Below are 26,155 nucleotides of genomic sequence, written 5' to 3'. Positions count from 1 at the left end.
GGCGACGATATCAGATTTAGTCGAAATATACGCTAATTAGTTCATTTCTGCAATACTTGGTTGATAATTAGATGCCTTTTGTTGTGAACGTGATCGCGAAACTTGCTTAAGTGAGTTGGTATCCAAGCGAGCAAACAGCTCAGTCATCGCCTCCCAATGCTCTACATAGTTCTGCGACCAGTTGGTTTTACTTACGCCCACCAGCGCCGCAAGATCGGCGTACTGATATGGATCACGCCCCGCCAGCTCCTCTTTGACGTCCTGCGCCGCCAACCAGATTAACGCCTTCAGCCTGTCCATAGTCTTGCCGGCAATCTTCCTGCTTCCCAGTTGCGCCCTGAACTCACCCCACGCCCATTGGGTAATCGCCACCTGATTCTCCCATCGCACGTTCTCGCTGTAGTTCCAGAGCAGCCAAGCCTTCTGGTGCTCCTCGAGCGAAAGGACCGCCCGGCGCCACGATGCTGTGGAGTATTCGACCGGCTGAACCAGAGGAATATGCGAGCCCTTCGCGTGTGACTGTTTGCCGGGGATCGGCGGGTTATCAACTGGTACCCATTTTTCGCTTTCTTCGTCCCAAACCTTGGGCTTCTTCCGCTTAAACATACCGGTATCAAACTGGGCGTTCTCCAGCCAGGCCATCAACTGCCCTTTCGTAGCCCCGCTCAGATCTGCGGTCGCAACGATGAGCTGCTGGCGTACAAATTCCAAGTATTGTGTGTTCACGCTACAGCTCCTGCAATCTGGTAAATGCGAATAAAGTTTCGAAGAATGCGGTAGTCCACCAGCACCGTACCCGGGCGGCGATAAATGCGGAGGCGCAGCCAGCGCATGCGAAGCGATTCGATCAGTTCTGGTTTCATGCGGAGAACTCCTGCTGACGGGCGCGGCGTTTCTCCAGCGCGCGGGCTTTACGGGTGAAAATGGATTTGATGCGCTGCAGATAAGGGATGTCGAACTTATGGACGGCGTTATTTTTATTGAGCGCTTCGACCTTCTCCGGTCCGATCCGCTCAATCAGCCCCTGCTCAAACGCTTTCTGGGCGCCAGCCCGGTCGCGGTTACACTGGACACACTGTGCAGCGGTATTGTGCAGATTGAAGGCCAGGTGGACGGCAGCACCGCGGGTGCGGTAGTGCCCACAGTCCATAGTCCCGCCATATTTCTGAGCAGGGAGGCGGCCACAGCTGATGCACGGTTTTCCGGCATCGCGAAGACGCACGTAGCGGTTGAAAGCGGTCTGGGCCTCATTCTTCCACTGCGTTTTGGTTTTGAGTGCCACACGCTTCTCCCGGCGGCGCTGGCGCCCCGCCTTCTCCTCTTCGCGCTGGCACTTCTTCTCAGCACGCAGAGCTTCGGTCCGGTTCTTTGCGGTCTGCGCTTTGGCAACGGTGGTAGCGCATTCATAGCAGCAGACCACCTGGCCGTCACGCACAGGGTGGAACCACTTACGACAGCTCTGGTTTGCGCACTTACGGCGGGGTTTCTTAGCCATACTCACCCCCAGACCTTTTGGCGGAATGTCCGCGGCGTGCGTTCCTGCCGCTTTGCTTCCGGCAGCCTGACGCTGACGGTCCAGGTGATGAAGTCGGGATTGAGGCTGCGCTCTACGGCCACGCCCCGAGCCCGGTACGTAGCCATCAGTTCGTCGGCCTGCGCCGTAGTGCAATCGGTATGCTGGAACCATGAGGATTTCATCGGCATCATCCCCCAAAGCTCATCAGCTGCGCAGCGGCGTTGTCCGCCTCGCTACGGCTCTTGAATGTCCTGGACAATATCCAGCGCCACAGGACATCAAGCGCTGCCCTGTAGAGCTGATGAAACTCGGTCTCGTCCATATTGGCGAAGGCTATGCTTCGGGGATGCTTCCGGAGGGTGCCGTCAGGCAGCTGGATGGCGTCGTAATGCCCGGCCTCGATGGTTACCCAGGCTCGATACGCATCGAAGGATTTGCAGGCGCTGATACTTCCGGCGCGCTTGTCGGCGATGCGATCAAGGTACTGCTCAGCAGCATCCAGCAGCGCGGTTTCGCTCCCGCCGAACGAGGCCAGAAACTTCGCATAGCCGGTCACCAGCTTGCGTTCGTTGGATGAGATAGCTCCGCCGGTTGGCTCCCAGTATTCGAAGCCGAGATTCAGTAGAGCGAAGAAACGACGGTGAAAGGCCGGATTGCGAACCTGTTTGAAGTCGGCCACCAGCACGGCGCCGAGCCTACATTTTGAATGCAGAAAATCGCTGGTCTCGGGCGTGGCCGGGATCAGGATTCCTGATGACTGCTTGATGAGTTGTAACTGCGCCATGGTTTTCTCCGTGGCGCATCAGGTCAACGGGTGTTCAGTCCGTTGATATCATAATATCAGAGGGTTGCTTGACGTGGTAGCCGAGGCGGCGAAGAAAACGAGTTCCGGACGACAGATTGAAGATCCCTTCGTCCTCCAGCAGCGGGCGGCATGATACAAGCCCATTTCGGGTATAAACGAGACATCGACTTTCGAACGGCATAGAGCCAATAACCTTGCCGTCTGAACGCCTGATAATGTCATACCAGTCACCCTGCTCCTTACTCTCTTTCACATCTACCCCCTCACTTTGCTATCCACAAATACCCTCTCCCGGCGGGGAGAACTCCACTCCACAGAGCCAAAATAACAAATGGCGCAAATTTCCTAATAGGTTCGCCGGAAGAAAAATTCATTAATCTCTGTAGCACTTTAACCATACAACAAAATACTGTATGTATAAGCAGTATTTATTCGTTTCGGTTAAGTATGCACATGAAATACATGCCTGCGCAAGACCATTCATCTGATTGATTTAAATAAATTTTTACGCTACTTCCGTGTAAAAACCGACCTTATTTTTTAACACTTTCGCGGCGTAGAGAGTGCTGAGGTAAATAACTGATTAGAAAACCCTCACCCCCTATGGGAGAAGGGTGATGCTGCTTTTATGGGTATATTACTGGGGTGACACTTTTTGTCAGGTTGATAATTTGTTGCCGGTCGCCGGTTATTAACTGATCGATTTCATAGATCAATATTCTGATATCGATCGGTATTATCGATCAGGTATCTCGGAAGCCGCTCCGCTGGCTGACGACGGGCGAGAAAAAGGCCTCCTGAGAGGCCTGGTTGTGGTTACTCCGGCGCTGCCTGCTCAACGTCTTCAGCTATAGCGATAACATCCGACAGCCGGACATTCAGCGCGTGTGCAATGCTCTGCAGGCTGGAAAGGCGCGGGTTACCGTGAATGCAGGAATACAGCGTTTTACGGTTAACGCCCATCTTGTCGGCGAGGCCAGAGATGGATAAACCCCTCTCCTTCGCCAGCGCCTGGATGGTCGCGGATAGGGACGTCATTCGGCCTCCTGCCCCGGTGCTGCTGCAACCATCGCAGCCCAACACCACTTGGCCCGGAGCGCCGCCTGCTCGCAGCCACTCATAGCCTCGAATGCTTCCCAGGCTTCTGGGTCGCGGAACTCTTCGCGTAGCTCTGCTTCAAAACCGGCGATGATCATGTCTTCTGTCGGCTCAACCGGCACAGCCACCCACCCATCAGGCACGGCCTGCTGCATGATTTTCTCGTACTCAGCCACCTGAGGGTCTACTGGATACGATAAGTCGCGCTGATTGCCCTGAGGCATGACAACTCCCTGGCGAAGTAACGCATCATGAAGAGCCATTGCGCCGACTTCTCGTTGAGCAGCATCTTCGTAACTAATGCCGTTCGTCTCCATGATGCAGTCCCTGTCGAGATACTCGGTGCATTCATCCAGCGCTTTCCTGATAACTTGCGGTTGCATGGCAGCCAGCGCATCCCGCTGCTTCGTCATTTCGCGCAGCGCCGCGGTGGTGCAGTCCAGCCGTTCGGCCAGCCGCGAAACAATCTTCGCCATATCGATGATCGGCGTGTCGGCGCTCATCGCCTTCGCAAACTGATGACCAACGGCCACCAGCTCTTTGTTGTTCAGTGAATCACTCATGGGATGCTCCTCGGTGCGTGTAACGCTCCATGTCAAAGTCGATAATTGCCCGCTGGTCACGGAAGACACCGCTGCGACCGTGGCGGATAAGTTGGCCCTGCTCTACGGCAGCCCGGATGTACTTCTCGGCGGTGTTACGATGAAGGCCGAACATGGCGGCGACCTCGTTGGTCGTTGCGCGGCCATGCGTTTTCACCAGCTCGATAATCCAGGCGATGAACAGGGAGCGTTCTTTACGAGTTTTGGGCCTTGGCATGATTCGCCTCCTCCACCAGCTGGTTAACGAGATTTTTGTGGCGGCCAACAACCCGGACCGCATCACGCAGTTTCTCCAGGCTCGCCAGTTTGTTTCTGGTGCGGCGGATTTCTCGGGAAATAACCTGGGCCGTCGGGATCACCTGCCCTGCAACATGCCGTTCGGTGAACGCGGGTATCTCGCTGACGAACTGCTCCAGCGGCTTATCGGCATCGGTTAACGCGGGAACTGCAGGCGCTGCAGGTACCGGCTCAGGTTTAGCTGGCACCGACGGCAGTGACCAGGTTACGCCCTTGCCCTGCCCGTTCTTCACAACGACACCCTGGCGCTCGAGCGCGCGCATTGCCGAGGTCATCCCACGCCCGTTGCGATTAACTGCCAGAGCCAACGACGCTGTATCCATGGCGCCGTTCTTCGCCAGCAGCGCCTTGATTACTTCAGGGTCAACGGGATCTGGCGCTACGCCAGGAAGTGCCGGTTTGGACGCTGGTGCCAGCGCGGCGCGTTTTGCATTAGTCACTTTGCCAATGAACCAGCCGCCATCGGAAAAATCACACAGCCCCTGATCGCGCTGTTCGCGCAGCATGTTCAGAGCCTCAACAGGTTCGATATCCAGACGGGCTGCCACTTCGCGGTACGTTGCCCTGCCCATCTTTTCCAGTGCTTGAGTTACTGTTTCCATCGTTTTGCCTTCCGAAAATTATTTAACAGAGCGCAGGTGCGACACGTTCCCGCGATAGCTTGCCCAATCGAAGTTGACCCAGATGCCCGAGTCCATGCGCAGACGATCGATGACCCGCGCGCCGAGTGTGGCAACCAGCTCTTCGTAATTCAGGTTGCTCAGGATGCCTACTGGCTTCATGGCGGAAAGGCGGCGATCGATGACTTGGTTGATGATCACCTTCTCACCGCTCGATCCGCGCTGAATCCCTACCTCGTCCAGCACCAGCAGATCGACGTTGCACAGGTCATTCAGAAGTGACGATTCGGACTGGCCGTCGTCGTAGCATTCGCGCACACGGAGCATCAGGTCAGGGATGGTCACCACCAGAACGGAGTGGCCAGCGGCCAGCAGGTAGTTACCGATCGCCGCCGCCAGGTGGTTCTTTCCGGTCCCCGGCGCGCCGCTGAAGACGAAGCTTGCGAATCCGCCGCCGCCAAAGTTCTGGGCGTAGCTCTTCGCCATGCTGTACGCCTGGCGCTGCTCCGGGATCGACACCTGGTAGTTTGCGAACGAGCAACTGCGGTGCAGAGCCTGGATGCCGGCACGACCAAAAATCTTCTCAGAGCGTGCACGCTGATTCTGCTTGTCGATCTCCTCAGAACGCTTGCGGCCCTCAGCTTCCTGCCATGCCTGCCACTCTTCGACGCTGTTAAATTTCGGCTGTACGCTGGCCGGGATGAACTTCTTCAGGCGCTCAAGCGCACTGCCAGTTCCGATGACGCTTTTCATTTTGCCCCCCTGAAACCCGCTGGAATTTTCTTGTCCGGCTGGGATATGTGATTTACATCCCGGCACGCATTGCGGCTGCTCAGTCCGAATTTCGGCTTGAACAGTCCCTGATAGCCGTTCGCGATACTGGCGTTGATTACGGCTACCGGATCGTGACCTTCGTCCAGGCACTGTTTCAGCAGGCTGAACGCCTTGGTGACAGTCAGCTCGGTTTTGATGGCTTTGCCAGACTGCTGGCGATAGGCGACCCACTCGCTCCAGGACGACGCATCCAGCCATTCAGGAACCGGGATACTCAACGGGTCAAACTTCACCTTCCCCCTTGGGGGATTAGAGGGGGTTAGATCTGTATTTATATTTGTCTTTGGAAGAATGTCTTTGGTGTTCCCTGTTTTCAGGGATCCCTTTCCCTGTTTTTGGGGATGGTTATCCCCGTTTTCAGGGATGGCTGGAGGGGTAAAACTGCTATCCCCGAATTCAGGGATGGTAATAACCCATGTAACAACTTCAGCAGCAGGGAAAGCCGCTGGACACTTCATGCAATTAGGCTTGGCGTAAGCCCATTTATCCAGGTGGGTGTTAATCCCTATGTATCTGGTTTGCCCAATCCGGCGGATGATGATGATGTTCCGGTAAGCCAGATTCAGCACGGCTTCAGAGACATGTTTCACCTTCAGCGTCGTTTTGTCTGCGATGAGGCTGTTGGCGATCCGGTCTGATTTTTTCGACCAGCCATACGTCAGCCGAACGATGGCATTCAGAACGCGGAATTCCCGGCCCGATAGCTCCACGATACACAGGGCATCCTGAATCTGGTTGGCTAAACGCAAATAGCCGTTTTCCAGTTCAGCCATGCGGCTCTCCTGTTTTCCCTGCTGCGCGGGGAATTTGTATATTTCAGCGGTATTTGACATACTGATCTCCGCAATTACCTACCGTTTTTGCACCAGAAAGCCGTTGGTGTTCGAGCACCGCGGCTTTCGCCTTTTTAGAAACTGTCATCACATCACCCCCGGAACCATCGCGGCCAGGCTCGCCAGAACCGGGCCGAGGGAATCAGTTGGAAGGAAACGCAGTAAAGCCTCTGCTGCTTCACGAACCTCCTTTTCCAGTCGCTGAATTGGCTGCCCAAGCAGCTTTGCCTGATGCGCCTCTCCGCATTCTTTGATGGCATCTGCGATCAGCTCTTCATTCGTTTTGCCCGTCACCAGGCCGAACTCACGCGCTACTGCTTCGTTATCACGAGCCATCACTGCCACGATCGCCGGAGTCAGCATCTCCAGGTACTTGTCATACTTCGGCCCGGTGTTATTAATCATTCGGAAGAAGTTAACTTTGGTGCCATGCACCGAACCGGCCAGCAGCAGGCCGCGACCACCACAGGCAAACCACTCTTTCGCAACCAGCTGCGAGATGTAGTTTTGCGCATCGCCGGGCGTTGCCCTATTCCAGGCTTTTACAGCCTCCCGGATGTTTGAGAGTTTGCACGATTGCCGCGGAAGCTCTTGATATTTCGATGTCACCCGGCTTGGGGCTGGGCTGCTATCATGGTTAAAAATTCGTGTTTGCATTGTCAGTGCTCCTACTTTGGTAAACCGTCAGTGGGATTTGGGTAGAGATCGGGGCGCAGTTCGTGGGGAGTTACGCCTGTCATTTTGAAAATTGGAAAGATGTAGCTTGGCGGGACGATCCCGTGGTCACGATTCTTCCAATGACTTACAGACATACTCGTCACACCAAGCGCAATGCTGAGCTTTCTGGCGGAGCCAGCGGCTTTAATTGCTTTATCGAGTGCGGACATGTGCTTCTCCTGCTTATTGATAGCAGAAGTAAACCACAGATTTATACTTCATGCAAACTATGGATTTATTGTGTGTATAAACCAAATATTTACAATGACCCTATGAGAAAAGAAGAACCCAACCTCGTTCTGATAGAACGCCTTACTGAGATCACTGATCGCGGCGTTACCAAAGCAGACATGGCACGAATAGCTGGAGTCACCCCTCAGGCCGTGAACGGCTGGTTCAAAAAAGGCGTGATCAGTAAGAAATCGGCACTGGCCATAGCCGACGCTGTTGGCATTTCTGTCGCCTGGCTACTCGGTGAGGATGTTGGGGAGAAAGACGGGCTCAAGCCGGACGAACAGCGCCTGCTGGAGCTTTACCGCCAGCTGCCGGAAGAAGAACAACAGAACATGCTTCGCATTTTTGCGCTTCGCCTGAAAGAGCTGGATGAGCTGTATGAGAGGTACATGAAGGGGCGGATTCGGTCGCAGGAAGGTTAAAGCTGTCTTAATCAAACTCTGTAACCTAGCAAGACGTTGTTATGAAATGATTTTTGGTATTATTGTGAAGTAGTCGAGCATTGGATGCCTAATTCGATTGACGGCAGCTCTACCCTACTCAACAATGTAGTTGTGTTTATATGTATTCTTTAAAGCAGGTGGTGGCATGGCCGTTGTTGAACTTCAATTGTCCAGAACGATGATTGATTGGATAGCAGACACCCAAGGACTTTCCCTCGAGGCCCTTGCGGAGCAGGTCATGCCAAAAAAAACTCATAAATTTCTCAATGGTATCGTTAGTAAATCTGGGGCGGAAAAACTTGCGAAAATTGGTGGAGTTCCTTTTGGTTTTCTTTTCCTCGATACGCCTCCGATAGCAGAGCCCCCTAAAATTCCTGACTTACGCCAAACATTCAATTCTCAAGCCTTGGGTAAAAATTTCTTTGATGTTTATCATGACATTGAGTATAAACTCGAATGGTATAAAGAATATTTAAAGGAAAATGGCAGTGACCAGAAAATTGAATTCATAGGTAAATTTAAATATCATAAAAACCTATCCCATGAAATCGTTGCTCAGGATATTGTTAATACAATCAAGTTTAGTCTTGAAAAAGAAATTAAAGCAGTAACTATTGATAGTTATTTCTCTAAAGCCTCCAGACTGATAGAAAACGCTGGTATTTTAGTGTTTAAAAATGGCGTTGTCGGTAACAATAACAATAGAAAGTTAGATACCAAAGAATTTAGAGGCTTTTGCATAGCAGATAGCATAGCACCTATTGTTTTCGTAAATGCTTCAGATGCAATGTCTGCTCAAGTCTTTACACTATTCCATGAAGTTGCTCATTTATGGTTAGGAGTTGATGGTGTTTCTGGTTGGGATACTGAGAAAAGCGTTGAGGCTTTTTGCAATAAGGTCGCGGCAGAAATACTCATGCCCCGCTCTTTATTCATGTCTGCCTGGAACGCTGATTTCGATGAAGATGATGTATATAAAATTAAAAATGTATCTCGTCAATTCAAAGTTAGTAACTTTGCCTGTGCAATTAGAGCATTACAATTAGGGCTCATAGATAGCAGTACACTTGAATATATAAAGTTAGAAGCTAACAACAAGCCTAAAAGAGAATCCTCTGGCGGTTCCTTTTTCAACACACTTCCAGTCCGAAACAGTCATAAATTAACAAATATAATAGTTTCTCGCGCAATGTCTCAACAATTGCCACTCCGAGAAGCGGGTGTTCTGCTAAATGTAAAAGCAGATACAGTAGTTGATTTTCATAAAAATAGAGAATCTCTATGAATCCAAGTGGGAAATTTTTAATTGACAGTAACGTCTTCATAGAGGCGAAAAACTTTGCTTATAATTTTCATTATTGCAAAATTTTCTGGGACTTTCTCCTTGCTTTGCATGGTAAGGGATTAGTCTATAGTATTAACGCTGTAAAAAAAGAACTATGCATTAAAGAAGATCCTTTGTATCACTGGATTAAAGATGAAATTCCACCATCATTTTTTGAAAATGAACTTACTTCAATTACTAATTATGCGAAACTTATTAATTGGTCAATGACCTTGGATGTAACACCAAAGGCTAAAAGTGATTTTGCAAATCAAGATAAAGCTGATGCATTTCTGATTGCGCACGCCATGACCCATGGCTTTACTATAATTACCCATGAGAGGCCATCTGGCGGCACTCCTAAAAAACGAATAATGATCCCAGATGCCGCTGCAATACATGGAGTAAAGACGCTGACACTTTATGAGTTTCTTCCAACGTATGCGAGCCATAATTTTTCATTAAAATAAATAACCCGGCCACTGCGCCGGGTTTTTCATTTCCACATCAATATGTTAAGATATTTCTGATTGCAATCAGTGGAAATGAAAAAATGAAAAAAGTATTAGCTGTGGCGCTTGGGGCGCTTTTACTTACAGGATGTACGGTTCGTGTGGCTGATCTGACTGTAGCAAGTACCAAAAACTACAACCTCAATGGTGGTAAGTTCTATAAAGGTAAGCGTGTAACAGCTGAAGACAGTTATGCAGTTATTCTCTTCCCTACTGGAATTCCTAACGTCAAAACCGCTGCAGACCGAGCAATTGAAAAGGATCGTTGCGCTGTTGGGCTGACCGATGTGGTTGTCACCCAACTTAACCACGCATTCATCTTCGGTAAAATCGGCCTGAGAGTTGAAGGCAATCTCGTGATTGACCGTAGCTTACCAGGGTGTGAGAACGCCAGTTAATGATACCCCGGCCATTGCGCCGGGTTTTTTATCCTAACGCACCAGCTCTGTCGCAAAAATACCAGTCAGCCCTCCCCTAATCCCGACCTTAGCGTCGGTTTTTTTTTGCCTGCGATTCGGCAGGCGCGTCACAAAACCCAACCATATAAACCTCAGATTTACAATTACCCTTAACCTTGAGTTGACATGAATATAAACCAGTGATTTAATCTAACTCACCAAGACGCACAACGAACCACCTAGGCATGGAGCCCACGAAGTAGCCGCCGACGGCATACGAATAGTCGGATGAGGTGGAGTGATTAACGCGCATCAGGTTAAAGAAACGTTCCGCCAGCCTGGCGACAAGGGCAAATGAGGGTGACCATGATTGACTACGCACGTAAACCAGCACGGCAGCAGGCCGTAAAACTGAGTTGTATTGGGGCGTTTATTCGCCGCCTCTGTTACCTCCTGGCACAGAAGGGGAATCCTGATGTGTGAATCGAAGAAATGCGCGTACTGCCGCAAACCTATCGAGCAAGGGAAAGAAGTAAAAAACGTATTGCTCTTCATCCGCGGCGCCCAGCTGGCGCGCGAAGAACTCGATTATTGTTCCAAGCGTTGCGCTTCGTACGACCAGATGGCTCACGAAGCCTAACGTAAAACCCGCGCAAGGCGGGGTCTACGTCCGGTGCCACCGACCAAAGTTACACCGGAATTTATACCAAAACCAAAAACACACCCAATGGGCGCTATCTCTGGCCCGGGGATCTTACATCTAAAAATGAGGATCTGACATGGAATTTTTCTACGTGGTTAAGGCCACTCAGAAATCCGGCAAGCAAGATGCAGTGATTTGGTTCACTGCTAAATCCGAAGCGCGCGCCGCTCTGACGCTCGATGTTGAGCTGGAAGAAGCTGGTATCGAAACTGGCCGCGGCAAAGACTACGCCAAGCCTGTCCGCACCGACTTCCCGGTGTTCAATGACCTGCCGGAAGAAAGCACCATCGATTACACCTGGTGCAAGCGCTACGCCCTGGCCGACGACCAGCGCACCTGGAACGTGATCCCAGGCGCCACGTCTCAGGGCGAAACCACCCCTACCCCGGCGACCACCAGCGATGCGGAACAGACTGCCGCGCCGGTAACCTCCACTGATACCGCAGACGCCGGCAAAACTTCCCTGCTGGAAAATCGCACCCCGGCTGTCCGCTTCGCCGTCCATCTGCTGGGTGACAAATACCTCTCGGAGATTAGCCAGGAGCAGCAGATAGTCGCCAACGAACTGGCGACCGATGAGGGAAATATTTACTTCCAGACCCTGCTGCAGGCCAAAAATGACGTTGCTGATATTGCCGATCTCAGCCTGCATGCGGAGTGGAAACTGGTGCAGGCCGTCAAAGACGTTTTCCCGCAGGACAATGAACACGAATCCGCGCTGCTGGCCACCTTCATGACGGGCTGGATTAAAGCCGATGACCGCAACCAGCTGGTTGAGGACTGGAAGAGTGGAAAGCTTCCGGCCAAGCCTGAAGAACCCGAATTCTGGTATGAAAACGGCCTGCGTGTACTCAAAAATGGCGATGAATTCACTCGCTATGCGGTTTGCAAACTGCCATTTCGTCAACAGCTTCTGGCTCAACTCACGGCGGACGAACTGCGCCATCATGTCACCCGCGGCGAACATGCGGAACTGCACGCACTGGAAATGGATACGGATAATGGTTATGTCCAGACCCTTCTCCTTGCTGCTGAAAGTTGCCCAGAGTTGAAGGATTTCGATACCAAGGCCCTGTGGAGTTATACCAACGCGATCCGACAAGTATTCATCCAGGAAAAACGTCACGAGCTGGCTCTGGTTCTTCGCTTCACCAGAATGTGGGTGGCTACTGAAGACTGTGACCACGAAACCCTGACCACTGATTGGGCTGCCGGCCATCGCAATGATAATGTCGGTACTCCAAAAGACCAGGAATCAGTAGACCCGCAACCTTCTGAGCCCTATAAGCGCGCAGTGCCGCAGAACATGGCGAACCTGAGCATCGAGATTGCGATCGCCATGCTGTACCCGGATGCCGTACCCGGGAAAATCAACCGTTCGCAGCTGATGGCCGCCAAAGAACTGGCTGACAAAAAAGATGATGCCCACTCCAGGGCGCTCAAGATTCTCGGCAAAACCTCTGACATTACTGATTACAACGCTGACAGTATTTTTGGTGTTGCCCGCGCTCTCCCCTGGAGTGGAGAGGTAACGACTGTCGAACTGCGTAAACAGGTTCGTGAATGGTTCACAGCGAACGGCATCTATGAAAACGGCGAACGTTCAAAAGGCTATCCGGAGTGGGATGAAGATCCTCGTGCCGGTCGTCGGTCCACAGTGGAAGCAACAACCAGCGAAGAAGTTAACCAACAACTGGCGGCTGACCGCGGCGAATTTGTAGAAGGTATCAGCGACCCAGAAGATCCGAAGTGGGTTAAAGAGGACCTGACCGCCGCCAGCCAGCCGCAGGTCGCAAACCTTGGTGGCGGCATGTTCTCCATCGAAGGCCTGATGAACGAAAACCAACCACAAACAGATGACCGTTTACCGGTTACAGAGGAGACCACCAGCGATGTGCAGATGGAAGAGACTGACCCGGCGGAAGGAGAAAGTGTTAACGCGGTTCCACCAGGCGAAAGCGCTGATGCAGCTGATCCGCAAACAGTTGCCCTGAACCCGACTGAGGTTCTGGCCGCCGCGGCGCCGGAGCTGGCGAACGCCACACAGCTGGAAGTAACCACCGAAGCGCCGGAGGAAACCGCCAGCGCGCCGGAATACCCAGCTTACTTCGAACCGGGCCGCTATGTGAGCCTGCCGAATAACGTTTATCACGCAGCGAACGGGATCAGCAGCACCCAGGTGAAAGACGCGCGCGTCAGCCTGATGTACTTCAACGCGCGCCACGTCGCCAAGACCATCCCGCGCGAAGGTTCCAAAGTGCTGGATATGGGCAACCTCGTGCATGCGCTGGCGCTGCAGCCGGAAAACCTCGATGAAGAGTTCAGCGTGGAGCCGGTGATCCCAGAGGGGGCATTCACTACTGCGGCGACCCTGCGCGCCTTTATCGACGAGCACAATGCCAGCCTGCCGGCGCTGCTGAGCGTTGACGATATCAAAGCGCTGCTGGAAGAGCACAACGCCACCCTGCCCGCGCAGGTACCGATGGGCGGCAGCCTGGAAGAAACTGCGCAGAGCTATATGACGCTGCCAGCTGAGTTTCAGCGTATCGAGGCAGACCAGAAGCAGACCGCTGCCGCGATGAAGGCCTGCATCAAAGAGTACAACGCCACTCTGCCTGCGCCGGTGAAAACCAGCGGCAGTCGCGACGCGCTGCTGGAGCAGCTGGCGATCATCAATCCTGACCTGGTGGCGCAGGAAGCGCAGAAACCAGCACCACTGAAAGTGTCCGGCACCAAAGCGGAGATGATCCAGGCGGTGAAGTCCGTTAAGCCGGATGCGGTATTTTCTGACGAACTGCTGGATGCGTGGCGCGAGAACCCAGGCGACAAAATCCTGGTGACTCACCAGCAGATGGAAACGGCGCTGGCCATTCAGAAAGCCCTGCATGAGCATCCGACCGCCGGGAAACTGCTGCTACACCCTGATCGCGCTGTCGAGACGAGCTATTTCGGTATCGACGAAGAGACCGGGCTGGAAATCCGCGTGCGCCCGGATCTGGAAATCGACATCGACGGCGTGCGGGTCGGCGCTGACCTGAAAACCATCAGCATGTGGAACGTGAAGCAGTCCGGCCTGCGCGCCCGCCTGCACCGGGAAATCATCGACCGCGATTACCACCTCAGCGCGGCTATGTACATGCAGACCGCTGCCCTGGACCAGTTCTTCTGGATCTTCGTCAACAAAGACGAGGGTTACCACTGGATCGCCATCGTTGAAGCCAGCGAAGAGCTGATTGAGCTGGGCATGCTCGAGTATCGCCAGACAATGAACCGCATCGCTAACGCGTTCGACACTGGCGAATGGCCAGCGCCGATCACCGAAGACTACACCGACGAACTGAACGACTTCGACCTGCGCCGCCTTGAAGCGCTGCGCCTGGCTTAATGGAGAGAATGACCATGCAAAACACCAACATTATCGCTGCTGAACAGACTCCGAATACCATCTCTGCCAGCAACGCAGTATTCAACGTGCAGGCACTCGGCCAGCTGACCGCCTTTGCTGAGCTGATGGCGCAGTCTGCTGTGACTGTACCGAAGCACCTGGCAGGGAAACCTGCCGACTGTATGGCGATCGTCATGCAAGCCATGCAGTGGGGCATGAACCCTTACGCCGTGGCGCAGAAAACGCACCTGGTCAACGGCGTGCTGGGTTACGAAGCGCAGCTGGTCAACGCGGTGATCTCCAGCTCCAGCGCCATCGTGGGCCGCTTCCATTACAAATATGGCGGCGACTGGGAAAAGATCGCCGGCAAGAAAGACGGCCGCGATGAGCTGGGCCTGTTTGTCCGGGTTGGCGCTGTCCTGCGCGGCGAAACTGATATCACCTGGGGCGAGAATATCTATCTGGCCGACATCACCACCCGGAACTCACCGCTGTGGAAAACGGCGCCCAAGCAGCAGATCGCTTATCTCGCGGTGAAGTACTGGGCGCGCCTGTACTGCCCTGAGGTCATCCTCGGCGTATACAGCCCGGATGAAGTTGAGCCGCGCACCGAAAAGGAGATCAACCCGGCACCCGCCCAGCGCGTGAGCCTGGCTGATATCAAAGGTGACAGCGTAACAACCACTCACAGCGCGCAGGAATCGGCCGCCAACGTTGATGCCTTGGCGGATGAGTTCCGGGATCGCATTGAGAAGGCAGAAACACTCGATGAAGCTACCAGCGTCGGCAATGAAATCAATGACTCCAAAGCCGCGCTCGGCACCACCCTGTTTACGGAGCTGAAGAATAAGGCGACGCGCCGTTATCACCTGGTGAAGCACCGCAATGCGGTTGACGCAGCGATTAACTCCCTGCCGCAGTCTGGCGAGCCGGGCGCAGCTGAGCAATTCGCGGAAGCTGAGCGCCTGCTGGCGACGGCGAAGCGCCACCTGAGTGAAGAGCTGCACGATAAGTTCAGCATCACCCTGGCAGATATGAAACCGGAATACGTGGCTTAAGGGAGGCGGGAGGGTTCGCCCTCCCGGTAACGAGATGACGAAAATTACAGAACGCGGAATGATTTTCAACGGAGAGATGGTGCGGGCGATTCTGGATTGCCGAAAGACGCAGACCCGGCGCCCGGTTAAGTTCCCGGTAATCGATAAGAACATGGGCTGTGAGTTAGCAGGAAATGAATTGGCCGGTGAGATGGCGGCGGGCAACTACTGGAATAGTCCGTTCGGTAAGCCAGGCGATCGCATCTGGGTGCGGGAAACGTGGGCAGAAGCAGGTGCCGGGGCGCCGGATCTGAAGATCTACCGGGCGAACTACCCTGCGCATGTGCCTTCGCATTACGAGAACGTACCGCCGGCTGAGGATATACGCTGGCGTCCATCCATCCACATGCCGCGCTGGGCCAGCCGCATTCTGCTGGAGATCACTGGTGTGCGGGTAGAGCGGTTGAACAGCATCAGCGAAGAAGATGCAAAAGCCGAGGGCGCTCCGACTGAATGTTGCGTCATTGGTGATAAGCACTTCCTTGGTTTCCGTAGCCTGTGGAAATCCATTTACGGCGACGACAACTGGCAGGCCAACCCGTGGGTCTGGGTGATCGAGTTTAAGCGTATCGAAGGAGATGACCATGCGACTGATTAACCGCAGCACACAGTCACCGCTGGCGCGTCAGGCCTGCGACATCGCCCTGGCGGCCCATCAGGAACGTTACGGCAATTACGGGCGCAGCCGGATGAAAGAGACATACACGGTGCGGGTGGAAGGAGTCAAGGTCTGGGTGGAGGTGGTGAACCGCAAAGCAAGCTACGTGGCCACAGCTATGACCGGCATGCGCCGCCTGCGATCTTTACCAGGCCAAGCCGCCTGATATTGAAATATCACAAACACTTTTCCGGCAACTTTATAATGAGTTGTCGGAAGCAGGAGGTTATATGGCCAAGCTTCTAAATTTACAGGAATGGGCAGACCTGACTTACTCAAAGCCGCCTTCCCTTTCCACTCTTCGCCGCTGGGCACGAGAGGGCCGCATCTATCCTGCGCCTGAACTCCACGGAAAAGAATATAAGGTTCAGCAAGACGCCACATATGTGGACCCGAGCAAAAAGAACCTGCGTCAAAAACCTAAGCACCTGAAGCTGCCAACTGGCGGTACCTTACTGGAGAGACTGACTCATGGCGAAAAGGCCAGTTCGTTACGACGCTAATCTGCCCCGTAACCTGACCTATCGCAAAAGAGACAGGCTTTACAGTTGGCGAAATCCGACAACCGGCCAGGAAATATCTCTTGGCCGGATCGACAGAAAAGACGCCGTCGCCCAGGCAATCGAAGCCAACAACTACATCGACCAGAACTACCTCCCGTCCTCACTTCTGGACCGCATTAAAGACGCGCCGACTTTCACGGTGTCGGCGTGGCTTGAGCGTTACGAGGTAATTCTGGAGCGAAGAGAGCTGAAGCCCAATACGATGAAGGTCAGGCGAAATCAGATCGCCACTATTAATGATGAGTTCGGCCGCACGCCGCTGTCGTCAGTCAGCACAAAGGACATATCGAACTTCCTGGAGTCTTACATCCTATGCGATAAGAAGAGCATGGCTGCCGGCTTGCGTTCGGTACTGTTGGACATATTCAGGGAGGCAATCGTGGAGGGGCATATAGAGAGGAACCCGGCGGAGCCGACACGAACGCCGACGCCGAAGGTTAAACGTGAGCGTTTGCTGCTCGAGCATTTTGTTGTGATCAGGGAGGCGGCTTTCACTCATTCGGAATGGCTGCCCAATGCGTGCGATCTTGCCCTGGTTTCTGGTCAGCGCCGCGAAGATATTTCGCTTTTCCGTTTCAGTGATGTAAAAGAAGACAGGTTGTTCGTTACTCAGGAAAAGACCGGGCACAAGTTAGCGCTCCCTCTCGATTTGAGACTGGAGGCCGTCGGCCTGGTCCTGGGGGATGTGATCGAGCGCTGCAGGGTGAATAATCCGACTGATTTTATGCTTTATTCACCAGTAAGGCGCGGCGGGAGAAAGCCGGGGCCGTTAACCCCCGACGGATTAACGCAGGCGTTTGCCGACGTTCGTGATGCGACTGCTTTAAAATTTGGGCCTAACCCGCCTCCGTACCATGAGATCAGGAGCTTGGCGAGCAGACTCTATGAAAAGGAACGTGGCGAGGATTTTGCACAGCGATTACTGGGCCACAAAAATTTAACAATGACGAAAAAATACCTGGACGCACGCGGTGCAGAGTATGTTATGGTTTAGACAGGATATGGACATTTCGAGTAATATTCGTGGGATTTCGTGAGGACACCGAAAAAACCCATATAAAACAAAGACATAAAAAGAGACCGAATACGATTCCTGTATTCGGTCCAGGGAAATGGCTCTTGGGAGAGAGCCGTGCGCTAAAAGTTGGCATTAATGCAGGCTAAGTCGCCTTGCACTTTAAGAATAGATGACGACGCCAGGTTTTCCAGTCCGCAGCAAAAGTGGCCTGAAAAAAAGCGTTAGTCTCTCCTTAAACATAAAAACCGCAATGCTTCCGAAGAGAAGCCTGCGGTTTTTTTATTGGAAGCGGGAAGCTAGCAGAGCGTCTTCGCGCGCTCGATAAATGGCGCCAGGCTCATCTTTTGCCCCGGGTTTGCCGGATCGTCAATCTGAATAACCGAGATGGGCTGGCCGTTGCTTTTACCGCTGTCGACCTGCTGCTGCGCCACGTCGTTCAGGGGATACTGCACCAGGGTGCTGGGGTTAATGGCATAGAGCGCGTGTCCCGGACGGCAGGTCAGCATCACCTCTTCACGGTTGAACGCCCATTTGTCTTTACCCACTTCGAACCGGCTGACGGTGATCACCTGCGGAGCTGCCAGTGCCGCGCCGGAGCAGGCCAGCAATAAGAAAGAAAGTACTGTTTTTTTCATTGTATTCCACCTCGTCAGAAGGGTTCCCAGGTCGCGAACAGGCTGACTGCCGCCAGCACCAGCGCCCCCAGCACAACCTCACTCTGCGTCATCCTGATAAAATAGCGTTGCTCGCGTCCGTCGCCAGAACGAAACCGCGGCACCAGAACATACCGATTCACCAGGGCAATTACCACCATCATTACCACCAGCGCACATTTCACCAACAGCATTTTCCCCCAGGCCGAGTGCCACGGCAGTACCCACCCCTGGATCAGTACAATATTTGCCATTCCGGTGAGGATCACCCCCGCCACCGCCAGATGCCCGTAGCGCGAGAAGCGCATCATGGTGTGAACGGCGGCTCGCCGCCAGCGTCCACGGGACAGGCGCAGGCAAAACAGCAGCGGCAGCAGGCCCCCCAGCCAGCCTGCGGCACATAAAAGATGCAGGCCATGGTTGCTGCGCTGCATCAGGCCCGTTATCCCATCATGCAACGCCGCATGCCCGGTTCCTGCCAGCAGGAAAAACTGCGCAGCGGTAAAGAACAGCATCAGCAGCATGGTTTTTCCCGGCTGCATCCAGGCGACCCAGAGTGTAATCAGGGCCAGGATCATCTGCCATAACCAGATCCGTCCAAAATGGGTCGTGAGTACCGCCTGCCAGATAGATGGGCTGACCACATCTGGCCAGCCGTTACCCATCATGCCGCCCTGTAGCGCCAGCATCATCAGCGCCGCGAGCAGGCTGATAAACGCGATCTTTTTTTGCTGGCCGCGAAAGCGACGCACCATCAGCCGCCGCAGCGCAACGGGGGCCAGCCATGCACCGTACAGGGCATTGCCAAACAGCACCATCAGGGCAGCAAAATGCGCGAAGCGCAGCGTAACGTAGCAGAACGCCAGCATCTTACTTCACGCTAAAACGGTAGCTGCCCTCGGTCTTATGACCATCTACGGAGACCACATGCCACTTCACCTGATAAGTACCCGCCGTCAGTGAAGAGGTCATCGGCACGATCAGCTGGGTCGGGTCTTTCTCGTTGCGTTTTACCGCCCCGAGTGCGACGGGCTGCTGTTTATCATCGGTGAGGATGACGCCGCTAAAACGGGGTTCGATCCCCTCGGAGAAGTTCAGGGTCAACGCCTGAGGCGCCGCATCTACAGCAGCGTCTGCCGCGGGATATTGATGCTGTAAATGAGCATGAGCAAAAACAATGGGTGTCGTGAGCGTCGCCAGCAGCAACGTCAGGGTGCAGGTAAGGTGTTTAGTCATCACATATATTCCTTTTTGTTATGCCTGATTACCAGAGGATAACGCTGTATAATGGTCCAGTCGAGGATCATCCTGCCCGGGCTTGTCAACGCCCCGCCGTTTGGGTAACGTTGGCCCGCAAATGAAGGAGACGGTAATGCATATTAATCTCGCCACCCTCCCCCAGGAGGAGATGGACAAAGTGAATGTTGATTTGGCGGCCGCAGGTGTGGCGTTCAAAGAGCGCTATAACATGCCGGTGATCGCCGAAGTGGTGGAGCGTGAGCAACCGTCGCACCTGCGTGACTGGTTTCGGGAGCGCCTGATTGCCCATCGATTAAACTCCGTCAACCTCTCACGCCTGCCGTGGGAGCCAAAAGTTAAGTAAGCTTAACCAGCGTTACATTTCCTTACACCGTTTATGCCAGGATAGAAATCCATGTTATATTCATGGACTTTATGAATCTCTGCGACTCGGTGTATAAGGAAATCACGATGTCTCACTGGAATATTGCTGCCGCACAGTACCGCCTGAACCATCACCGCGTTGATGAACACATCGCGCATCACCTGCGTTTTATCTCCGCCGCCTCGAAGCTTGAGTGCAATTTAGTGCTTTTCCCGGAGCTCTCTTTAACGGGCCCTGCCCTGCCCGATGGCCAGCTTCCTGCCCCGCCCGACAGCCATCAGCTGGCGCCGCTTGTTGATGCCGCCTGCGCCCATAACGTCTCGGTGATTGCCGGAACGACCGTAGAAGTGAGGGGAGAGCGCCAGCCTGGCCTGGCCTGGTTTACCCCGGACCAGCCTGATGCCGCCCTTTATCCCCATGGCGCAGGGGCCTGCCTGGAGAGCAGGCATGGTGGCCTGAGTATCGTTGATTCTCACCCCGATTTGCCCAATATCGCTCCCGATGCCGCCCTGTTTACCCGCGGCATGGCGGTAAGTGAAACAGGCTGGTCAGCCACCTTTTCCCAGCTACAGCGTTTTGCCCATCGCTATGCTATCGCCGTATTGATGGCGAACCGTGATGGCGGGAGCGCGCTGTGGGATGCCCGTGGGCAATTAATCGTCCGCGCCGATCGGGGTGAGCTATTATTGACCGGGCGCTTTGTTGAGCAGGGTTGGCAAGGTGATATCATTCCATTACGCTAAGCCTTTTACGGCCAGGAGAGAGCCATGCTACGTGTCATCGACACCGAAACCTGTGACCTGCAGGGGGGGATTGTGGAAGTGGCATCTGTCGACGTTGTGAACGGGCAGATCGTCAATCCACGCAGCCATCTGGTACGTCCGGATCGCCCCATCAGCCCGCAGGCGATGGCTATCCACCGCATCACCGAGGCGATGGTCGCCGATAAACCCTGGATTGAAGAGGTGATCCCGCAGTACCACGGGAGCGCCTGGTATGTGGCGCACAATGCCAGCTTCGATCGCCGTGTACTGCCCGAGATGCCCGGAGAGTGGATCTGCACCATGAAGCTGGCGCGACGCTTATGGCCGGGCATTAAATACAGCAATATGGCGCTCTACAAATCGCGCAAACTGAGCGTCCGGACGCCGGAAGGGCTGCACCACCACCGGGCCTTGTATGACTGCTACATCACCGCCGCGTTGCTGATCGATATCATGAACACCACCGGCTGGACGCCGGATGAGATGGCCGACATCACCGGACGCCCGGCGCTGCTGACCACCTTTACCTTCGGCAAATACCGCGGCAAAGCGGTGGCGGAAGTGGCAGACAAGGATCCGGGCTATCTCCGTTGGCTGTACAATAACCTCGACAGGATGAGTCCCGAGCTGCGTCTGACGCTGAAGCACTATCTGGGCGGATCCTGATCGGCCTCTGCCGCCTGGCTGGTTAACGTCTCCTGGGCCAGGCCAACCAGAAAGGCATACTCCAGGGCCACCCCTTCGTAGGATTTGAAGCGACCGGATTTCCCGCCATGCCCGGCATCCATATCGGTGCAGAGCAGCAGTAAATTATTGTCGGTCTTCATTTCCCGCAGCTTCGCCACCCACTTCGCGGGCTCCCAGTACTGAACCTGGGAGTCATGTAAACCGGTGGTAACCAGCATGTGAGGATAGGCTTTCGCGCCAACGTTATCGTAGGGGCTGTAACCTTTCATGTAGCGATAGTAGGTCTCATCCTGCGGATTGCCCCACTCTTCATATTCACCAATGGTCAGCGGGATAGATTCGTCCAGCATGGTGGTCAGGACATCCACAAACGGCACCTGCGCTATCACCCCTTTAAAGAGTCCTGGACGTTCGTTAATCACGGTGCCCATCAGCATGCCGCCCGCGCTGCCGCCCATGGCAAAGCACTGTTTGCGATCGCCATAGCCCAGCTCCAGCAGTCCCTCGCAGACATCCAGGTAGTCATTGAAGGTGTTTTTCTTTTTCAGGAATTTGCCATCTTCGTACCATTTTTGCCCCAGCTCGCCGCCGCCGCGGATATGGGCGATGGCGAAGACAAACCCCCGGTCGAGCAGGCTCAGGCGGCTACCGCTGAAATCCGCGTCAATACTGGAGCCGTACGAGCCATAGCCGTAGATGAGGATCGGGTTTTTACCTTTGCGAAAATGGTGCTTGTGATAGACCAGCGAGACGGGCACTTCGGTGCCGTCGCGGGCGACAATCCATACGTGCTCGCTGCGATAAAGATCGGCGTTAAACCCTTTCACCTCAGCCTGCTTCAGCACCCGGCGCTGCCCGGTGTCCATGTCCAGTTCAAACAGGGTGTCCGGGGTGGTCATAGAGGAGTAACCGTAACGCAGGCGCGACGTTTCCGGCTCGGGGTTATAGCCAATCCAGGTGACATAGGCGGGGTCGTCAAAGGCGATGCCAATCACTTCGCGGGTTTTACGGTTGATTTGCCGCAGGCTGGTGAGCCCGCGCTGGCGCTCTTCAACCACCAGCCAGTCGGTAAAGAGGGTGAAGCCTTCAAGCATCACCTGATCCCGCGGCGGGATCAGCACTTCCCATTTGCGTTCATCTCGTACCTTGGTCTTATAGAGGCCAAAGTTTTTCCCCTCCCGGTTGGAACGCAAATAGAAGGTGTGCTGGAAGTGATCGAGGCTGTACTCATGATCCTTGCGACGCGGCATAAAGCACAGCGGCTGAGCGTCCGGCAGCTCGGCATCCAGCAGCAGCACCTCAGTAGTGGTGGCGCTGGCGAGAAAAATAATCACATAGTGTTTGGAGGTGGTTTTATGCAGGCTGACGTAAAAGGTTTCGTCTTTCTCCTCATATACCAGTTCATCACTTCTCGATGAAGTACCGACCGTATGCCGCCAGACCTGATAAGGATGCAGGGTAGTGGCGTGCTTTTTGATGTAGTAGACGGTTTCAGAGTCGTTGGCCCAGATAAAGTCGGGTGAAACGTTATCGAGCATCTCCGGATACCAGTTGCCGGTCTCCAGATTGCGGAAACGCAAACCATACTGTCGTCGGGAGAGGTAATCTTCCGCCAGCGCCATGATGGCGTTATCCGGCGATACCGCCATGCCGCCCAGGGTATAAAACTCGCTGTGCGCCGCACGCTGGTTGGCATCCAGCAGCGTCTCCCACTCTTCCCATTCGGCGCAAAGTACCGACTGGCGCTGGTAGATGGCATATTCGTTTCCGGGCTCATAAATGTGCCGGTAACGATAGCCATTTCGACTCCAGGGGGCCGAGACGTCACGCTGCGGGACACGCTCAACCATTTCGCTGAGCAGACGATCCTGCAGCGCCTGCTGCGTCGCCATGATCCTTCGGCCATAGTCGTTTTCGTCGTGGAGGTAGTCCAGCACCTCCGGCTTTGAGCGGGTATCGTCGCGCAACCAGTAATAGTTGTCGATACGCGTGTCACCGTGCATGGTGAGAGCGTGCGGTATGCGTTGGGCTTTAGGTGGCATGGCGTTATGATTCTTCTACGTTTAACACCCTATAAGGTTGGCAAAACATGCGCACGATGCAAGCGAAACGGCTCCGCAAGGCGTAAAAAACTAGCCGGGGAGCGCTTGTTTTTGCTGGCGAATATCCTGCTCGATCCCATCCCGCACGTCTGCCGGGATTTTCAGCGCATCGCCCAGCGCATTAAGATAGCTGCGCTCCATAAAGTGATCGATATCGATAGCCGCACAGCTCAGGAAGTAAAGTTCGAGAGCCTCCTCTTCATTCTGGATCCCCTGGGCCAGACGTGCAGGATCGAGCGGTTCCTCAATAGCACGTGCCACCAGCGCCCTGCCCTGTTCTTCCACGCCCGCTTCGCGCAACTGCTGCTCGATGGCCGCCCGCTCTTTATCGTCGATGTGCCCGTCACTCTTTGCGGCAAAGACCAGCGCCAGGATCAACCTTTCGCTGCGCACGTCCAGCGGCGACGCCTGCTGGCCAAACTGCGGCTCGCCCTGATGCGCGCTGCGAATTCTCTCTTTGTACTTGTTCCAGAGCACGGTACCGGCAACGGCACCGCCCCCGGCAAGCAGCGCGCCGGTGCCATATTTGCTCAGTAATTTACGCGAGGATTTATTCGCTACCAGTAATCCGGCCAGGCCGCCAAGCGCACCCGGCGTCAGCAGTTTGCTCAGGCCTTCACCGGATGACGACCCTTTCTGCCCGAGCAGAGACTGTAATTGATTCAGCCAGTTTGACATGTTTACCCTCACTTAACGGTGGATGAATTTCACAGCGTAAGCGAGGGGATGTCAGGAAATGTCTATGGCGACAAAAGAAGCGAAAATTCACCTCTTCGACGACTGATACTGCGCGCTACCCGCTTTACAGTCGATCTTCACCTGATAATGGATATCGGTGTTTTTGCCTCGCACCGTCAGCGGTACCGTCCAGCGATCTTTCTCGCCTTTCACCTGCTTAGGGTTGATCCAGGCCACCGGATCGGCCTGTCCCAGGGTTTTCTGATCGTCCGCCCAGCGCACGATGCGGTTTTGCAGATAATCCCGCTTCACGCTGGCGGCAATACCTTCGGCATTCTGCCCTTCGCAGGTGGGAAATTTCACGGTTTTCTCCTCTGCGGCCTGCGCCGTCAGGCTGGCGGCCAGCAGTGCTATCGCTACCCCTGTTTTTTTCATCATGCTCTCCTGTTTTGGTTCAACAAAAGCATGGTCGAAAAATGCCGCGATGCAAATAACCCTCCGTAAGCGCGACAGATTTTCGCAACACAAGACAGACGCAAACGTTTTCGTTTATACTGCGCGCAACTTTTTCAGGGGAATCATTATGACTCGTTTAGGAACTGCGCTGCGTCCGGCAGCAACGCGTGTGATGCTGCTGGGCTCAGGTGAACTGGGTAAAGAGGTGGCCATTGAGTGCCAGCGTTTAGGTATCGAAGTGATCGCCGTCGATCGTTATGCCGATGCGCCAGCGATGCACGTTGCGCATCGTGCCCACGTCATTAATATGCTCGACGGCGATGCCCTGCGCGCCCTGATCAATGAAGAAAAACCGCACTTCGTGGTGCCGGAAATCGAAGCCATCGCCACCGATACCCTGCTGGCGCTGGAAGCCGAAGGCCAGCGCGTGGTGCCCTGCGCCCGCGCTGCGAAGCTGACCATGAATCGGGAGGGTATCCGGCGTCTGGCGGCGGAAGAGCTCTCCCTGCCCACCTCACGCTATCGTTTCGCCGACAGCAAAGATGATTTTTTGCAGGCTGTCGCTGACATTGGCTACCCGTGCATCATTAAACCGGTGATGAGCTCCTCCGGTAAAGGACAGAGCTTTGTGCGCAGCGCCAAACAGCTGGACAAGGCCTGGGATTACGCCCAGCAGGGTGGCCGCGCAGGCGCCGGACGCGTGATCGTCGAAGGCGTCGTGCAATTTGATTTTGAGATCACCCTGCTGACCGTCAGCGCCGTGGATGGGGTCCACTTCTGCGAGCCGATTGGTCATCGCCAGGAAGATGGCGACTACCGTGAATCCTGGCAGCCGCAGCAGATGAGCCCGCTGGCCCGGGCGCGCGCCGAAGAGATCTCCCGTAAAGTGGTGCTGGCGCTGGGTGGCCATGGGCTGTTTGGCGTGGAGCTGTTCGTGTGCGGCGACGAGGTTATCTTCAGCGAGGTCTCCCCTCGCCCACACGACACCGGTATGGTGACCTTAATTTCGCAGGATCTCTCCGAGTTTGCCCTGCACGTTCGCGCTTTCCTTGGTCTGCCAGTTGGCGGCGTGCGTCAGTATGGCCCGGCAGCGTCGGCGGTGATCCTCCCGCAGCTGACCAGCCAGAACGTCACTTTCGATAATGTCGATGCCGCGGTGAGCGCTGGCCTGCAGCTGCGTCTGTTTGGTAAGCCGGAGATTGACGGCTCGCGTCGTCTGGGCGTGGCGCTGGCGACGGGCGACAGCGTGGAAGAGGCCGTTGAGCGGGCGAAAACCGCGGCCGCCAGCGTGCAGGTAGCAGGATAAAAAAAACGGGCCGATTGGCCCGTTTTTGTATGGCATTTGACGTTTATGGTAGGCCGGGTAAGGCGAAGCTGCCACCCGGTGAAAAACGCGCACAATACCTGAATCTTACTGCTGCGCGCCTTCTACCGCTTCGCGCGCCAGCTTAGTGATGCGATCCCAGTCGCCCGCTTCCATGGCATCCGCCGGCACCAGCCAGGAGCCGCCGATGCACAGCACGCTTTTCAGCGC

General features: G+C 54.6%; 35 protein-coding genes and 2 pseudogenes. 16 read left to right on the top strand and 21 right to left on the bottom strand.

Annotated elements, in window-relative coordinates:
* Positions 1–36: 36 nt before the first annotated feature.
* From WFM46_RS14310 to WFM46_RS14250, 13 genes are all read right to left on the bottom strand, one after another.
* Positions 37–726, bottom strand: coding sequence for a bacteriophage antitermination protein Q (locus WFM46_RS14310; RefSeq protein WP_336997872.1), 690 nt, complete (start codon positions 724–726; stop codon positions 37–39).
* Entirely contained in the window at positions 723–863 is a 141-nt protein-coding gene (locus tag WFM46_RS14305) for a YlcG family protein (RefSeq protein WP_336997871.1), read from the bottom strand. The genes WFM46_RS14310 and WFM46_RS14305 overlap by 4 nt, the downstream gene beginning before the upstream one ends.
* On the bottom strand, positions 860–1,495 hold the full coding sequence (locus WFM46_RS14300; RefSeq protein WP_336997870.1) for a recombination protein NinG: 636 nt from the start codon (positions 1,493–1,495) through the stop codon (positions 860–862). Before WFM46_RS14300 ends, WFM46_RS14305 begins: the two co-directional genes overlap by 4 nt.
* A gap of 2 nt (positions 1,496–1,497) precedes the next feature.
* Positions 1,498–1,704 carry a hypothetical protein gene (locus WFM46_RS14295; protein WP_114317070.1) on the bottom strand — a complete coding sequence of 69 codons (207 nt, stop codon included), beginning with the start codon at positions 1,702–1,704 and terminating at the stop codon, positions 1,498–1,500.
* Complete coding sequence (locus tag WFM46_RS14290; RefSeq protein ID WP_336997869.1) at positions 1,704–2,300, bottom strand: DUF1367 family protein; 597 nt, start codon at positions 2,298–2,300, stop codon at positions 1,704–1,706. Before WFM46_RS14290 ends, WFM46_RS14295 begins: the two co-directional genes overlap by 1 nt.
* A gap of 837 nt (positions 2,301–3,137) precedes the next feature.
* Positions 3,138–3,359 (bottom strand): helix-turn-helix domain-containing protein, encoded by a 222-nt coding sequence (locus tag WFM46_RS14285; RefSeq protein WP_336997868.1) that lies wholly within the window; start codon positions 3,357–3,359, stop codon positions 3,138–3,140.
* A complete protein-coding gene (locus WFM46_RS14280; protein WP_336997867.1) occupies positions 3,356–3,982 on the bottom strand; it encodes a hypothetical protein in 627 nt (208 codons plus the stop codon). The genes WFM46_RS14285 and WFM46_RS14280 overlap by 4 nt, the downstream gene beginning before the upstream one ends.
* Positions 3,975–4,238, bottom strand: coding sequence for a DUF977 family protein (locus WFM46_RS14275; RefSeq protein WP_336997866.1), 264 nt, complete (start codon positions 4,236–4,238; stop codon positions 3,975–3,977). Before WFM46_RS14275 ends, WFM46_RS14280 begins: the two co-directional genes overlap by 8 nt.
* A complete protein-coding gene (locus tag WFM46_RS14270; RefSeq protein ID WP_336997865.1) occupies positions 4,216–4,920 on the bottom strand; it encodes a hypothetical protein in 705 nt (234 codons plus the stop codon). Before WFM46_RS14270 ends, WFM46_RS14275 begins: the two co-directional genes overlap by 23 nt.
* Before the next feature lie 18 nt (positions 4,921–4,938).
* Entirely contained in the window at positions 4,939–5,691 is a 753-nt protein-coding gene (locus tag WFM46_RS14265) for an ATP-binding protein (RefSeq protein WP_336997864.1), read from the bottom strand.
* The gene (locus tag WFM46_RS14260) at positions 5,688–6,611 is read right to left on the bottom strand and encodes a replication protein (protein WP_336997881.1); all 924 of its coding nucleotides are present in this window, start codon (positions 6,609–6,611) and stop codon (positions 5,688–5,690) included. Before WFM46_RS14260 ends, WFM46_RS14265 begins: the two co-directional genes overlap by 4 nt.
* An 81-nt stretch (positions 6,612–6,692) precedes the next feature.
* A complete protein-coding gene (locus WFM46_RS14255; RefSeq protein WP_336997863.1) occupies positions 6,693–7,262 on the bottom strand; it encodes a toxin YdaT family protein in 570 nt (189 codons plus the stop codon).
* An 11-nt stretch (positions 7,263–7,273) separates the two neighbouring features.
* Positions 7,274–7,492, bottom strand: a complete 219-nt coding sequence (locus WFM46_RS14250) for a transcriptional regulator (RefSeq protein WP_032617971.1) — start codon at positions 7,490–7,492, stop codon at positions 7,274–7,276.
* A gap of 72 nt (positions 7,493–7,564) precedes the next feature.
* On the opposite strand from WFM46_RS14250, the gene WFM46_RS14245 reads away from it, so the two are divergent.
* The 4 genes from WFM46_RS14245 to WFM46_RS14230 all read left to right on the top strand — a co-directional run bounded on the left by WFM46_RS14245 (position 7,565) and on the right by WFM46_RS14230 (position 10,233).
* Positions 7,565–7,978, top strand: a complete 414-nt coding sequence (locus WFM46_RS14245; RefSeq protein WP_336997862.1) for a helix-turn-helix domain-containing protein — start codon at positions 7,565–7,567, stop codon at positions 7,976–7,978.
* 166 nt (positions 7,979–8,144) lie between these two features.
* A complete protein-coding gene (locus WFM46_RS14240) occupies positions 8,145–9,284 on the top strand; it encodes an ImmA/IrrE family metallo-endopeptidase (RefSeq protein ID WP_336997861.1) in 1,140 nt (379 codons plus the stop codon).
* The gene (locus WFM46_RS14235; RefSeq protein WP_336997860.1) at positions 9,281–9,793 is read left to right on the top strand and encodes a DUF4411 family protein; all 513 of its coding nucleotides are present in this window, start codon (positions 9,281–9,283) and stop codon (positions 9,791–9,793) included. Before WFM46_RS14240 ends, WFM46_RS14235 begins: the two co-directional genes overlap by 4 nt.
* Positions 9,794–9,876: 83 nt before the next feature.
* Positions 9,877–10,233, top strand: a complete 357-nt coding sequence (locus WFM46_RS14230) for a hypothetical protein (protein WP_336997859.1) — start codon at positions 9,877–9,879, stop codon at positions 10,231–10,233.
* Positions 10,234–10,438: 205 nt separating this feature from the next.
* Here WFM46_RS14230 and WFM46_RS14225 read toward each other — a convergent pair whose 3' ends face one another.
* On the bottom strand, positions 10,439–10,615 hold the full coding sequence (locus WFM46_RS14225) for a hypothetical protein (protein WP_336997858.1): 177 nt from the start codon (positions 10,613–10,615) through the stop codon (positions 10,439–10,441).
* Here WFM46_RS14225 and WFM46_RS14220 point away from each other — a divergent pair.
* The 8 genes and pseudogenes from WFM46_RS14220 to WFM46_RS14185 form a co-directional block, all read left to right on the top strand.
* Positions 10,585–10,716 (top strand): annotated as a pseudogene (locus WFM46_RS14220) (hypothetical protein); the annotation flags it as partial. The gene WFM46_RS14225 and the pseudogene WFM46_RS14220 sit on opposite strands and share 31 nt — an antisense overlap.
* Positions 10,709–10,873 carry a YdaE family protein gene (locus tag WFM46_RS14215; RefSeq protein ID WP_336997857.1) on the top strand — a complete coding sequence of 55 codons (165 nt, stop codon included), beginning with the start codon at positions 10,709–10,711 and terminating at the stop codon, positions 10,871–10,873. The pseudogene WFM46_RS14220 and the gene WFM46_RS14215, both read left to right, overlap by 8 nt.
* Before the next feature lie 139 nt (positions 10,874–11,012).
* On the top strand, positions 11,013–14,321 hold the full coding sequence (locus WFM46_RS14210; RefSeq protein ID WP_336997856.1) for a RecE family exodeoxyribonuclease: 3,309 nt from the start codon (positions 11,013–11,015) through the stop codon (positions 14,319–14,321).
* 14 nt (positions 14,322–14,335) lie between these two features.
* Positions 14,336–15,379: a RecT family recombinase gene (locus WFM46_RS14205; RefSeq protein WP_336997855.1), complete on the top strand. Its 1,044-nt coding sequence runs from the start codon at positions 14,336–14,338 to the stop codon at positions 15,377–15,379.
* Positions 15,380–15,413: 34 nt separating this feature from the next.
* Positions 15,414–16,016, top strand: a complete 603-nt coding sequence (locus WFM46_RS14200) for a morphogenetic protein (protein ID WP_336997854.1) — start codon at positions 15,414–15,416, stop codon at positions 16,014–16,016.
* Positions 16,003–16,242, top strand: coding sequence for a DUF4060 family protein (locus WFM46_RS14195; protein ID WP_088902320.1), 240 nt, complete (start codon positions 16,003–16,005; stop codon positions 16,240–16,242). The genes WFM46_RS14200 and WFM46_RS14195 overlap by 14 nt, the downstream gene beginning before the upstream one ends.
* A 64-nt stretch (positions 16,243–16,306) precedes the next feature.
* Positions 16,307–16,579, top strand: coding sequence for an excisionase (locus WFM46_RS14190; RefSeq protein WP_336997853.1), 273 nt, complete (start codon positions 16,307–16,309; stop codon positions 16,577–16,579).
* Positions 16,548–17,633: a tyrosine-type recombinase/integrase gene (locus WFM46_RS14185; protein ID WP_336997852.1), complete on the top strand. Its 1,086-nt coding sequence runs from the start codon at positions 16,548–16,550 to the stop codon at positions 17,631–17,633. Before WFM46_RS14190 ends, WFM46_RS14185 begins: the two co-directional genes overlap by 32 nt.
* 320 nt (positions 17,634–17,953) lie before the next feature.
* On the opposite strand, the gene WFM46_RS14180 is transcribed toward WFM46_RS14185, so the two are convergent.
* Genes WFM46_RS14180 through yobA form a run of 3 tightly spaced genes read right to left on the bottom strand, consistent with a single transcriptional unit; the run spans position 17,954 to position 19,546 of the window.
* Positions 17,954–18,292 carry a YebY family protein gene (locus WFM46_RS14180; protein ID WP_103180045.1) on the bottom strand — a complete coding sequence of 113 codons (339 nt, stop codon included), beginning with the start codon at positions 18,290–18,292 and terminating at the stop codon, positions 17,954–17,956.
* A gap of 14 nt (positions 18,293–18,306) precedes the next feature.
* Positions 18,307–19,179: a copper homeostasis membrane protein CopD gene (copD, locus tag WFM46_RS14175; RefSeq protein WP_336997851.1), complete on the bottom strand. Its 873-nt coding sequence runs from the start codon at positions 19,177–19,179 to the stop codon at positions 18,307–18,309.
* Between the two features lies 1 nt (position 19,180).
* Positions 19,181–19,546: a CopC domain-containing protein YobA gene (yobA, locus tag WFM46_RS14170; RefSeq protein ID WP_180209317.1), complete on the bottom strand. Its 366-nt coding sequence runs from the start codon at positions 19,544–19,546 to the stop codon at positions 19,181–19,183.
* A 136-nt stretch (positions 19,547–19,682) separates the two neighbouring features.
* On the opposite strand from yobA, the gene WFM46_RS14165 reads away from it, so the two are divergent.
* From WFM46_RS14165 to exoX, 3 genes are all read left to right on the top strand, one after another.
* Positions 19,683–19,913, top strand: a complete 231-nt coding sequence (locus WFM46_RS14165; protein WP_103180048.1) for a DNA polymerase III subunit theta — start codon at positions 19,683–19,685, stop codon at positions 19,911–19,913.
* A gap of 107 nt (positions 19,914–20,020) precedes the next feature.
* Positions 20,021–20,677, top strand: coding sequence for a nitrilase-related carbon-nitrogen hydrolase (locus tag WFM46_RS14160; protein WP_103181103.1), 657 nt, complete (start codon positions 20,021–20,023; stop codon positions 20,675–20,677).
* Between the two features lie 24 nt (positions 20,678–20,701).
* Complete coding sequence (gene exoX / locus WFM46_RS14155) at positions 20,702–21,364, top strand: exodeoxyribonuclease X (RefSeq protein ID WP_103180049.1); 663 nt, start codon at positions 20,702–20,704, stop codon at positions 21,362–21,364.
* Here exoX and ptrB read toward each other — a convergent pair.
* From ptrB to yebF, 3 genes are all read right to left on the bottom strand, one after another.
* Positions 21,346–23,427, bottom strand: a complete 2,082-nt coding sequence (ptrB, locus tag WFM46_RS14150) for an oligopeptidase B (protein WP_336997850.1) — start codon at positions 23,425–23,427, stop codon at positions 21,346–21,348. The genes exoX and ptrB overlap by 19 nt on opposite strands.
* A 90-nt stretch (positions 23,428–23,517) precedes the next feature.
* Entirely contained in the window at positions 23,518–24,165 is a 648-nt protein-coding gene (locus tag WFM46_RS14145) for a tellurite resistance TerB family protein (RefSeq protein WP_336997849.1), read from the bottom strand.
* An 87-nt stretch (positions 24,166–24,252) separates the two neighbouring features.
* Positions 24,253–24,600 (bottom strand): protein YebF, encoded by a 348-nt coding sequence (gene yebF, locus WFM46_RS14140; protein ID WP_103180052.1) that lies wholly within the window; start codon positions 24,598–24,600, stop codon positions 24,253–24,255.
* 148 nt (positions 24,601–24,748) lie between these two features.
* On the opposite strand from yebF, the gene purT reads away from it, so the two are divergent.
* Positions 24,749–25,927: a formate-dependent phosphoribosylglycinamide formyltransferase gene (purT, locus tag WFM46_RS14135; RefSeq protein WP_336997848.1), complete on the top strand. Its 1,179-nt coding sequence runs from the start codon at positions 24,749–24,751 to the stop codon at positions 25,925–25,927.
* 105 nt (positions 25,928–26,032) lie between these two features.
* On the opposite strand, the pseudogene WFM46_RS14130 reads toward purT, so the two are convergent.
* A pseudogene (locus WFM46_RS14130) lies at positions 26,033–26,155 on the bottom strand (bifunctional 4-hydroxy-2-oxoglutarate aldolase/2-dehydro-3-deoxy-phosphogluconate aldolase); the annotation flags it as partial.

Origin of the sequence: Leclercia sp. M50 (assembly GCF_037150775.1) — a bacterium.
Taxonomy (GTDB): domain Bacteria; phylum Pseudomonadota; class Gammaproteobacteria; order Enterobacterales; family Enterobacteriaceae; genus Enterobacter.
Note: the sequence above shows the minus strand (reverse complement) of the source record. Positions and strands in the feature narration are given on the sequence as shown.